Genomic DNA, 11,529 nt, shown 5'->3' on the forward strand with positions numbered 1-11,529 from the left:
ATGATGGAAAATACCGAATTGCCGAAACGCAACGTCATGCGCCCGCCCGACATCAGGTCTTTGCACCGTCCCTACGCCAGTATGAACTGGATCAGGTTCAACGGGTCACTGCGCATGAAAGCAGAATCTCAGCCCCTTGACGGGACACCCCTGGTGAATGATCCCAGCAAAAAACACCGCCCGGCATTTGTCAAGGCCGACGATCCGTACTTGGCAAAGGTGCGGGAATGTCGCATGCTGCCGTTAGTTGTAATTAACCTAACGGTTTAGGCGAATATTATCGTTTGCGGCATAACGATAAGCACAAACCTACCTAATGTTGATTTCATTGGAGATACGTCGGAATGAATGCGACTATTCGTGAAATACTGGCAAAATTCGGCCAGCTTCCAACCCCCGTCGATACGATTGCAGACGAAGCCGATCTTTATGCAGCGGGCCTTTCTTCCTTTGCGTCGGTACAATTGATGCTCGGCATCGAAGAGGCATTCGACATCGAATTCCCCGACAATCTCCTGAACCGCAAATCCTTTGCGAGCATCAGGGCGATTGAAGACACCGTTAAGCTCATTCTGGATGGTAAAGAGGCAGCCTGATGAACGTCACCGTAGCGCCGCAGGATGAAACGCTGTCCGCGCGCGCGGGCCGTGTCGCGGCAATTGCCGCCAGACATGCGGATGCGGTAGATGTCACCGGCCGCTTTCCGCAGGAAGCTGTTGATGCGCTGCGACAGGAACGTCTGCTCGGCATTCAGGTCCCCTCTTCGCTGGGCGGCGAAAGCGCTTCCTTACAGGAAATCGCCGATATCTGCGCCCGGCTCGGGCAGGCATGTTCGGCAACCGCGATGATTTTCGCCATGCACCACATCAAGCTGTCAAGCCTTGTGGAACATGGCGTCGAGAGCAACTGGCATCCGGGCTTCATGCGTCGCGTTGCCAACGAACAGCTCCTGCTCGGCTCCGCCACCACGGAAGGCGGCATCGGCGGCAATCTGCGCAACTCCATCTGTGCGATCGAAGTCGAAGGCGATAGCTGCCGGCTGGAAAAGGATGCCACCGTCATTTCCTATGGCAGCAATGCCGATGCGATCCTCATCACCTCGCGCGCCCACAAGGATGCCGCGCCCGCCGACCAGGTGATGACCGTCTTCCTGAAAAATCAGTACACGCTCGAAAAGACCCATGTCTGGGATACGCTCGGCATGCGTGGCACCTGTTCGGACGGCTTCCTGTTCCGCGGCGAAGCGCCGGCGGCGCAGATATTCCCGAAACCCTTTGCCGAAATCGCCGCACAATCCATGCTTGCAAGCTCGCATCTCCTGTGGAGCGCCGTCTGGTACGGCATCGCGTCGGACGCCGTGCTGCGCGCCCAGTCTTTCGTCAGAGCCGCGGCGCGCAAATCGCCGGGCACCGCTCCTCCCGGCGCAATCCGCCTTGCTGAAGTTTCCACCAAGCTGCAGGTCGTGAAATCCAACATCATCGCCGGCATCAAGGCTTACGAGGACACCAAGAGCGACCCCGAAAAACTGATGTCGATGGCCTTTGCCGTCGCCATGAACAATGTGAAGATCTGCTCTTCGGAAACCATTCTCGAGATCATCGACCACGCCATGCTGGTCTGCGGCATCATGGGCTACAAGAACGGCACACCCTACAGTCTCGGCCGGCATCTGCGCGACGCACATTCCGCCCGATTGATGATTTCCAACGACCGCATTCTCGGCAATTCCGCCAATCTCCTGCTGGTTCACAAGCAGGACACCAGCCTCTTGGGATAAGACCATGGACATGCAAACATCGTTTCTCGATCGACTGTTCGAAGAAGGCCTGCTGATTGAAACCGGTGTGGACGGTCTTTATGGACGCAGCGGCCAGTTCGAGGATGTGATTGCCGCCTTCGAGCGGCTGATCGACCGCACCGGTGGCGCTGACGGCGCCGAAGCGATCCGCTTCCCGCCCGGCATCAACCGCGCCTATTTCGAAAAGAGCGGTTACATGAAGAGCTTCCCGCAGCTCGCCGGCACGGTCCATTCCTTCTGCGGCTGTGAGCTCGACCATGTCAGCCTGCTGAAGACGATGGATGAGGGCGGCGACTGGACCAAGGACCAGAAAGCAACCGACATCGTGCTGACGCCGGCGGCCTGCTACCCGCTCTATCCGACGATTGCCAAGCGCGGCGCGCTACCTGCCGGCGGCGGCCTCTATGACATCCAGTCCTATTGCTTCCGCCATGAGCCTTCCAAGGACCCGGCCCGCCAGCAGCTTTTCCGCATGCGCGAATATGTCTGCATGGGCACCGAATCCGACGTCACCGAATTCCGCCAGACCTGGATGGATCGCGGCGTGGAAATGATGAAAGCGGTCGGGCTCGACGTCACCATCGATATCGCCAACGATCCCTTCTTCGGCCGCGCCGGAAAAATGCTCGCCAACAACCAGCGCGACCAGAACCTGAAATTCGAACTCTTGATCCCGGTCACATCGACGACGAACCCAACAGCCTGCATGAGTTTCAACTACCACCAGGATGCCTTCGGCCAGAAGTGGGGCCTGAACCTCGATAATGGCGATGTTGCCCATACCGCCTGCGTCGGTTTCGGCCTTGAGCGCATCGCGCTGGCGCTGTTTGCGCATCATGGTCTCGATGTGAAGAAATGGCCTGCGAAGGTCGTGGAAACGCTCTGGGGCTGATCATTCATGCGGCAGATTTTTCCCGGTCTCGATCCCCAAAATTATGTGCAGCATCCGCTCCATTCCTCCGAGAGAATGTGGCCGGAAACCAATTGCTACATCGATTTGTGGATCGAAGTGCTGGCCTCGAAGGGCCTGCCGCCAGAGGCCATGTTCGGTTTCACGCTGACGCAGGATTTCGAAGGCGACCAGTTCACCTTCTTCAAGGTGCCGCTGGAAGACCTCGAGGCGCTTTATGGCGTTCGCACCACCGAGCTTGCGATCTTCGACAGGGTGGAAAATCACATCGACGCGCAGCTCGCACGCGGCCGCATCTGCCTGATCGAGATGGACAGCTTCTATATGCCTGATACCCATGGGGTGGGCTATCGGAAAGAACATGGCAAGACCACCGTCGCCATCAACCGGCTCGACCTCGAAAACCGCGAACTCGACTATTTCCACAATGCCGGCTTTTTCCATCTTGCAGGCGAAGATTTTGACGGTCTGTTCCAGCATCATCTCGCCGAGACCGACCCACCCTTCCTGCCCTATACCGAATTTGCAAAATTCGCGGATAGCAGCCCCTCGCCCGCACATATTCGCAAGACGGCCGAACGGCTCCTGAAGTTCCATTTTTCCAGACGGCCCTCCACCAATCCGGTCCGCGCTTTTGCCGGCGTTTTTCCGACGCAGGTGGAAAAGGTCGCCGACCGACCCTTCGGTTTTTTTCACAAATACGCGTTCAACACGCTGCGCCAGCTCGGCGCCAATTTCGAACTGGCGGCAAGCCACTTCGAATGGCTGGACGCGGACGGTTTTTATGAAGCAAGAGACCACGCGCTCAAGATTTCCGAGGTTGCCAAGACCGTGCAGTTCCAGCTTGCCCGCGCCGTCACCCGCCGCAAATTTGATGCGCTGGCCACCGTGCTCGATCCAGCAGCGGATGCATGGGACGGCGTAATGGAAGCGCTTTCGACTAAACTCACTGATGCCAGCGAGGCCGCGTGAGGACTTATCTTCCCGGCGAAAGCGAGGAATCGCTGAGTGAAGGCTGGACGCTGACGCTGACACCGGCCGATGCCTATGAGACGCCGGCCGATATTCCCGCATCGCTCGAAAGCCTTCACGTTTCCGTTCCCGGCACCGTGGCGCAGGCTCTGGAGGCGGCCGGAAAATTCGACCGTCTCGCTCCGCGCCCCCTCAATGACAGGGATGCCTGGTACCGACTGACAATGATTTCCGATGCCCGGGAGCGTGCCGCCCTGCGCTTCGATGGTCTCTCCACCATTGCTGAAATCTTCTTCAATGGCGAGCTGATCGCCGCGAGCCAGAGCATGTTCGAAAGGCTGGAAGTGCCGGTCGAACTCACGGGCGCGGACGAGCTTTGCATCTGCTTCCGGGCGCTTGCGCCGAGACTTGAAAAAACCGGCCCCCGCGCCCGCTGGCGGCCGCAGATGATGAATACCCAGGGTTTGCGTCTGATCCGCACCACCGCACTCGGTTACATGCCCGGCTGGTGCCCGGAAATCCACGCCGCCGGCCCATGGCGGCCCATCAGTCTGATCAGACAGGAAGCTGTACTTTGCACGCTCCGATCTTCACTGGACGAGGCTGGAACGGGGATTGTCGCCATCTCGCTGGAAACCAGCCGGCCCATACAATCGGCACGGCTTGGCTGCGCGGGTTATAGCGCCGATCTTTCCAAGGATGAGAACGGCAAGTTTTCCGGCGAGCTCCACATACCCGATGTCGAAACATGGTGGCCGCACACCCATGGCAGGCCTGCGCTGCACGACACGCTTTTGGAACTGGACGGCGAACAACATAGGCTGGGGCGCACCGGCTTCCGGCGGGTCGAGATCGATCATGGCGAAGACGGTAACGGTTTCGGCCTCAAGGTGAACGGTCAGCCGGTCTTCAGCCGCGGTGCGGTCTGGACGACGGCCGATATCGTGCGCCTGCCGGGAACACGGCCGGACTACGAGCCCTGGCTGAAAAAAGCCGCGGAAGCCGGCATGAACATGATCCGCATCGGCGGCACCATGGCTTATGAGACGCCGGATTTTTTCGCGCTTTGCGACGAATTGGGCATTATGGTCTGGCAGGACGCCATGCTCGCCAATTTCGATTACCCGGCAAAGGACGAGAGCCTGCGCCAGCATATCGTCACGGAAATCTCGCAGTTCCTCGAAGCCACCGCGCTTTCTCCATCGCTCACCGTCTTTTGTGGCGGCAGTGAAATGTACCAGCAGGGCGCGATGCTCGGTCTGCCGGAACAGATATGGAAGGGAACGCTCACCGAGGAGGTTCTGCCGGAACTCCTTGCCGAGAAACGGCCGGATGCAGCCTATGTCGCCAATTCCCCCTCCGGCGGTGCATTGCCCTTCTTTCCCAACGCCGGGGTCGGCCACTATTACGGCGTGGGCGCGTATTGCCGCCCGCTGGAAGATGCGCGCCGCGCCGATCTGCGCTTCGCCGCCGAATGCCTCGCCTTCGCCAATATTCCCGAACAGGAAACACTGGACAAATATCTACCCGGCGTGGCCGTGCACGATCCGCGATGGAAGGCGTGCGCGCCGCGGGATCGTGGGGCATCCTGGGACTTCGAGGATGTTCGCGGCCATTATCTGAACCTGCTCTACGGCGTCGAACCGGATGTTCTGCGTCGCGAAGACGGCGGCCTTTATCTCGACATGTCCCGGGCCGCCACAGCCGAGGTCATGGAGGCGACTTTCGCCGAATGGCGGCGCAGCGGCTCCTCCTGTCAGGGCGCTCTGGTCTGGACCCTGCAAGATCTCGTTCCCGGCGCAGGCTGGGGTGTCATCGATGCCACCGGCCGGCCCAAATCTGTCTGGCACGCGTTGAAAAGGGCGTTCCGTCCCATTCAGGTTACTTTTTCCGATGAGGGCACGAACGGGCTGGATATACACCTCATCAACGAGACCGGCGGCGGCCTCGAAGCCATGCTGGAACTGAGCTGCCTGCGCGAAGGTGTGCAACCCGTTGTCCACGCCAAACGACCGCTCACGCTTTTACCCCGACAGAGCCAGACCATTGCCGCAACAGATTTGTTCGGCGCCTTTTTCGACACGACCTATGCCTATCGTTTCGGCCCTCCATCCCATGACGTTACCGTCGCCCGGCTTCGCGACGTTGCGACAGGACATGTGATCGCCGACGCATTCCATTTCCCTCTCGGCCGTAAAAAGGCGCTGCACGCCGCAAACCTTCAGGCCGCGATCAGTGAAACGAGCGGCAACTGGTCTCTTGAAATCGGCACGGACCGACTGGCGCAATCCGTCCATGTCGAAGTGCAGGGTTATTACGCCTCGGAAAACTGGTTCCATCTCGGCCCCGGCGAAACCAGAAAAATCAGCCTCCTGCCGGAGACCCCGGCGACGGAAGCTCCTCCTTCCGGAGAGGTCGTCTCACTGGGTTCCAGCCGGCGATTTTCCTTCTAGGGGATGACGGCCAGGCATTTTACTGCAAATGCTCGAGAGCCAGCCGCTTCACCGCGTCGATATAGACTTGTCTGGCTTCCGGCGTTGAAAGATTGTGATCGGCATCGGGAATAATGGTCAGCGACACGTTCTTATAGGCCGCCAGTCCTTCGCCATTGGCGTCGAAGTAATATTGGAAGTGCTCCAGACCATCGTCGTTGTCGCTGTAGAGCAGATGAACGGCGGTATCATTCGCTTTCAATTTGTCGAATGCGCCATAGACGGCACGCCCTTCCTCGCTGCCCCTGCGGAACAGCCTCGCCGTTTTTGTCGAAAGCCTCTTGATCGTCGCCTTGACGATATTCAGCCCCGCACTTGCCACATCGACATCACCGCTGATGAGACGCCTGAATGTCGCGCCCTGTCGAAAGCGCTGGCTGTATTCCCCGAAGGAACGCGGGCGTTTATGCAGGGCCTCATCCACCGAGCGGCCTTTGCGCCAATGGAAGACAACCGGATTGACCGCGACCACGGCGCCGATCCGCTCATCGGCGATTGCGCTGTTGAAGGCGAGATAAGCGCCGCTGCACCGGCCCGCCGCAATGAAAGGTCCCTTACCACGCTTGCCGAGAAAATCGAGTGCGGCGGCCACGTCGTCATTTTGCGCGGTATCGTAAAGAACCTGCTCGGGCACGTTTTTGACCGGAGGGCTGTCGGCAATATTGGCGGCGTCGAAGCGAAGAGATGCCACCCCCTCGCGCGCCAATGCACGGGCCATCTGCACCGAAAGCCTGCCCCAGCCCGCATGCCGGTCATAAGCGGCGCCAAGCAGAAGAACCGAAGAAACCACCTCCCGACCATCCGGCCCGCAAAAAACACCGAAAAGCCGCCCGCCTTCGCCAAATTGCACCGGCTGCTCGATAAAACCGCGCCCACGCTGCGGAGCATTGACGGTGAAATCCTCCTCGGGGGTCACCGCACTCTCGGCATGGGTCTGGGAGAGGATCCAAACGACGAGCCGGTTGACCACATCGTCGGATATTTTCGAGAGCGTGGGGCTGGAGACGAGATCGTCGTAACCTGAAAACTCCGCCTCCTCCACCGAACCGCCAATCGCAACGAGATGCCTGGTGAAATCGGCATCCGTTACGCGGCCTGGCCGGGAGAGCACCAGAATGGTGCGCGCCGGAGCAGCGGTCAGACTTGAAAGATTGGCCTTCCTGATCGCATCCGCAACACCGGCGGGCATGGCCATGCCGGCAATCGATCCCGCCTCCGCCATGCGTTGCGTAGGCAGAAGACCGAGGCCGTCATCGATCATGGAGGACCACATCGCCAACTCACGCAGATAGGCGCGGCCGGAAACGACCGGCGCCAGAAGCGCCATGGAACTCACAGCGGGGACATCGGCAAACGCCTGCGCAGCGATAAGGCAGCCGAGGCCCTGAGCGACAACGACCACTTCGGCGCAGCCGGAAAGACGCTTCAGACAGTTGAACGCCGCGCGCGCGTCGGAAATCCAGTCCGCTGCACGGCCCGCATCATCAGGATCGAAAGCGTCGCCCGCGCCCAAATAATCGAATCGCAGGCTGGCGACACCGCAAGCGGCCAACCGCTCGGCCAGCAGCCGTTGAAACTTGCGGCTGCACAGCTCCTCCATGCCCCACGGGCTGACGAAAAGAACGGCATGGCGCTGTCTGACGTCCTTGCGCGCCGGATGGAAAATCCCTGTAAGCCCATCAAAAGAGACCGGATGCGCAACCGCCCCGTTCGAGGCAATGCCGGAAAGCGACAATGCATCAAGAGACGGATCGCTTGCTGTACGCTCTGAAATATCTATCGCCATCGACCTTGCCATCATTGCGCCAGTGTCTGGCTCAACCATTACGGGATCCTTATATCGAAACGTCTTACCGCCTGATCTACAATAAAAACAACAACATTAGAGAAGTCTAAAAATATAGTCGCATTTATATCCATTGCCGCCCACCCGTTGTAAAACCGAACGCCGGGATGGCGGGCTAGTCGCGACGGGGCCGCTATTTCGCTCGAAACCGCTTGAATATACTGATAAATAGCGAGTCCCATACCTATTTGCAGGAGGAGGTTGCGCCACCCAGCCGCAGGATCGTCTAGACACCGCGCAAACCAACACCCCGGGCCACGCCCGACAGGTCATAGAAGTTTTATATGGAACAAAGCCTTACGCGTTATATCTGGTCGCACACGAGGCGGCAGCAGCTTTTCATTCTGCTGATCGTGGCTCTGTCGATGATTCCCTATTTCCTCGCCTTCGATCTGCCCAAGCAAATCGTCAACGGCCCAATTCAGGGGGATGGTTTCGAAGGGGCGAATGCGACACAGCTTTTCATGCATCTCACGGTCGATATTCCCTATTGGGGCACTGTGACATTATTCCCCGGGCTCGAACTCGACCGCATGTCGATGCTGATGGCGCTAAGCCTGACGTTTCTTGCGCTTGTTATCGTCAACGGGCTCTTCAAATATTACATCAACACATATAAGGGCCGCCTTGGCGAACGGCTCCTGCGACGTATCCGCTTCGAGCTCATAGACAAGATTTTGCGTTTCCCGCCCTCGCATTTCAAGCGGGTCAAGGGCGCTGAAATCTCCAGCATGGTGAAGGACGAGGTGGAGCCGCTCGGTGGATTTACCGGTGACGCCTTCGTGCAGCCGGCCCTTCTCGGCGGCCAGGCGCTCTCTGCGCTCTTCTTCATTCTCGTTCAGAATTTCTGGCTGGGCCTGATCGCGGCTTTCATGGCGGCGATCCAGGTGGGTATCATTCCCAAAATGCGCCGCCGCCTTATCGAACTCGGACGTCAGCGGCAGCTGAGTGCGCGCCAGCTTGCCGGACGCATCGGCGAAATGGTTGACGGTATCGGCACCATCCACGCCTATGACACGTCCAATTACGAGCGCGCGGATGCTGCGCACCGGCTCGGTGACATTTTCAAGATCCGCTACGATCTCTATCAGTGGAAGTTCCTGGTCAAATTCATCAACAACTTCCTCGCCCAGCTCACGCCGTTCTTCTTTTATGCGCTTGGCGGTTATCTGACCCTCAAAGGCAGCCTTGATGTCGGGCAGCTGGTCGCCGTCATCAATGCCTACAAGGAATTGCCGGGGCCGCTGAAAGAACTGATTGACTGGGATCAGGCGCGTCAGGACGTGCAGGTGAAATACGAGCAGGTCTTCGAGCAATTCGACGCCCCGAACATGATCGACGAAAAGGTGCAGAAACTGTCTCCCGGCGCAGTCGCGGCGATCACCGCCCCGATCGTCGTCGCCAATCTGACGCTCGAGGACGATAGCGGCAGCCGGCTTCTGGAACAGGCATCGCTGAAGGTCGAGCCGGGCGAGGTTATCGCCATCGTCGGCGGCTCAGGCGCCGAAGCGCTGGCGGATGCAATCGGCCGCACGCTCTGGCCGACCTCGGGCAAGATCAGCATCAACGACGTCGATATATTGGAACTGCCGGAATCGCTGACCGGAAGACGCATTTCCTATGTCTCCTCGGACAGCTATTTCTTCCACGCCAGCCTGAAGGACAATCTGCTTTACGGCCTCAAACACGCCCCCCTTGCGGACAAGAACTATGAGGGCGCCGCGTTGGAACACCGTAAGTGGGAAATCCGTGAAGCCAGGATGGCGGGCAATCTGCTGATCGATATCAACAGCGAATGGATCGACTACGCCTCAAGTCCTGCAGGTGATGGCAAGCCGGAGAATCTCATCCAGGCCATTCTGGCCGTCCTCGACAGCGTGGAACTGTCGCAGGATATTCTCGAATTTGCGCTGCGTTCGTCTATCGATCCTTTGACCGACCTGCATCTTGCCGCCCGCATGGTGGAACTCAGGCATGTCCTGCGCACCGAGCTGGAAAAGGAAAATCTGAGCGGTCTCATCGCACCTTTTGAACTGGAGAGCTATAACAGCGAGGCGACGGTCGGCGAAAACCTGCTGTTCGGCACCATGCGGGACTCCTCCCAGACAATCAGAACCGTCATCGAGAGCGACTATTTCCGTTCGCTGATGCGCGAAACCGGCCTCGTCAAAACCCTGTTCGAAATGGGCTACACGATTGCCGAGAACATCGTGGAAATCTTCGCCGACCTGCCGGGAGACCACCCCTTCTTCCAACAGCTCACCTTCATGACGCCAGACGACATTCCGGTCTATCAGCAGATGCTGCAACGACTTCAGGGAAAGGGTTTCGACGAGGCCAATGAAAGTGAAAAGCGCGCAATGTTGCGGTTGAGCTTTTTCTACATAGAACCTCGCCAGCGTTTCGGCCTGCTGTCACCGGAAATCATGGAGCGGATCGTCGAAGTCCGGCACATGTTCCACGAGAACCTGCCCGACAGCCTGAAAAACGTAATCGAAATCTACGATCCGACCAAATATATGAGCGCCACCAGCCTGCTGGACAATATTCTCTTCGGCAAGGTCAGTCACCGCTATACTGACGCCTCGCGGCGCATCACCCGCATTGTCGCAGATGTCATGCGCAAGCAGGGTGTCTATGAACGTGTGCTGGCCGTGGGGCTGGACTTTAACCTCGGCGCCGGCGGCAAGCGCCTTGGCCCGCTGCAGCGCCAGAAACTCAACCTTGCCCGCGCATTGATCCGCAAATCCGATTATTACGTCTTCAACCGCCCCCTCCCCGGCCTCGACCCCCGACAGCAGGAAGAAATTGTCGAACGGGTCATCACACTCCTGAAACAGAACAACAATAACCCCTCGATCATGTGGGTTCTCTCGAATGCACATCTTTCACGCATGTTCGAGCGGGTGATCGTTGTTCACCAGGGCCTGATCACGGCTGACGGAAGTTACGAGACTCTCGCCGAGGAAAACGGTACATTCAAGGACATGGTCGCGACATAAATCCAAGAATGTGACCGAGGTGGAACAAGAACAGGGTAAGGCAATGCTGTTTAAAGACGAAATTCAGATGTTGAAGAGGGTCCCGTTTTTTTCGGAAATGGAACCGTCCAAACTCAAGCTGCTCGCATTCGCATCCGACCGGGTGTCCTATCACGCCGGGGATATACTCTTCCGCCAGGGAGATGTCGGCGATGCGGCCTATGTTCTCCTGACCGGAAAAGTGGATGTTCTGGTCGATTCTCCATCGGGCACACTGAAAGTGGCCGAAATGACCGGTAACGCCATTGTCGGCGAAATCGCCATCCTCTGCGACAGCGTCAGAACCGCAACCGTTCGCGCCTCCACCAATGTCGAGGCTCTGCGCATCGGAAAAGAGCAATTTTTCAAGCTCATGTCAGATTTCCCCGACATCACAATCAAGGTCATGCGCGTTCTGGCGGAACGCCTCACCCAGACGACGACCGAACTGACCAAAGCACGGGCGAGCGCCAAAACATAATCAACAATTC

The 11,529-nt window shown here is 58.4% G+C and carries 8 protein-coding genes and 1 riboswitch; of the genes, 7 read left to right on the plus strand and 1 reads right to left on the minus strand.

The annotated features are described in order from the left end of the window. Positions 1 to 50: 50 nt before the first annotated feature. A riboswitch (TPP riboswitch) is annotated at positions 51 to 162 on the minus strand. 182 nt (positions 163 to 344) lie between these two features. The 5 genes from PL597_RS20750 to PL597_RS20770 are packed head-to-tail and all read left to right on the plus strand — an operon-like array spanning position 345 to position 6,133. Next, positions 345 to 596: an acyl carrier protein gene (locus PL597_RS20750; RefSeq protein WP_003521307.1), complete on the plus strand. Its 252-nt coding sequence runs from the start codon at positions 345 to 347 to the stop codon at positions 594 to 596. After that, on the plus strand, positions 596 to 1,777 hold the full coding sequence (locus PL597_RS20755; protein WP_137412231.1) for an acyl-CoA dehydrogenase family protein: 1,182 nt from the start codon (positions 596 to 598) through the stop codon (positions 1,775 to 1,777). Before PL597_RS20750 ends, PL597_RS20755 begins: the two co-directional genes overlap by 1 nt. Before the next feature lie 4 nt (positions 1,778 to 1,781). Then, positions 1,782 to 2,690, plus strand: coding sequence for an amino acid--[acyl-carrier-protein] ligase (locus PL597_RS20760; RefSeq protein ID WP_271366172.1), 909 nt, complete (start codon positions 1,782 to 1,784; stop codon positions 2,688 to 2,690). A gap of 6 nt (positions 2,691 to 2,696) precedes the next feature. After that, positions 2,697 to 3,680, plus strand: coding sequence for a DUF1839 family protein (locus tag PL597_RS20765; RefSeq protein WP_271366173.1), 984 nt, complete (start codon positions 2,697 to 2,699; stop codon positions 3,678 to 3,680). Beyond that, on the plus strand, positions 3,677 to 6,133 hold the full coding sequence (locus PL597_RS20770; RefSeq protein WP_271366175.1) for a beta-mannosidase: 2,457 nt from the start codon (positions 3,677 to 3,679) through the stop codon (positions 6,131 to 6,133). The genes PL597_RS20765 and PL597_RS20770 overlap by 4 nt, the downstream gene beginning before the upstream one ends. Positions 6,134 to 6,152: 19 nt before the next feature. Here PL597_RS20770 and PL597_RS20775 read toward each other — a convergent pair whose 3' ends face one another. Beyond that, a complete protein-coding gene (locus PL597_RS20775; protein ID WP_271366190.1) occupies positions 6,153 to 7,958 on the minus strand; it encodes a serine aminopeptidase domain-containing protein in 1,806 nt (601 codons plus the stop codon). A gap of 344 nt (positions 7,959 to 8,302) precedes the next feature. Here PL597_RS20775 and PL597_RS20780 point away from each other — a divergent pair, with 344 nt between their 5' ends. Then, the gene (locus PL597_RS20780) at positions 8,303 to 11,020 is read left to right on the plus strand and encodes an ABC transporter ATP-binding protein (RefSeq protein WP_269824732.1); all 2,718 of its coding nucleotides are present in this window, start codon (positions 8,303 to 8,305) and stop codon (positions 11,018 to 11,020) included. A gap of 43 nt (positions 11,021 to 11,063) precedes the next feature. Beyond that, positions 11,064 to 11,519: a cyclic nucleotide-binding domain-containing protein gene (locus tag PL597_RS20785; RefSeq protein WP_077985597.1), complete on the plus strand. Its 456-nt coding sequence runs from the start codon at positions 11,064 to 11,066 to the stop codon at positions 11,517 to 11,519. The last annotated feature ends 10 nt before the right edge of the window (positions 11,520 to 11,529 follow it).

Source organism: Agrobacterium sp. ST15.13.013 (assembly GCF_027956525.1).
Classification (GTDB): Bacteria; Pseudomonadota; Alphaproteobacteria; order Rhizobiales; family Rhizobiaceae; genus Agrobacterium; species Agrobacterium salinitolerans.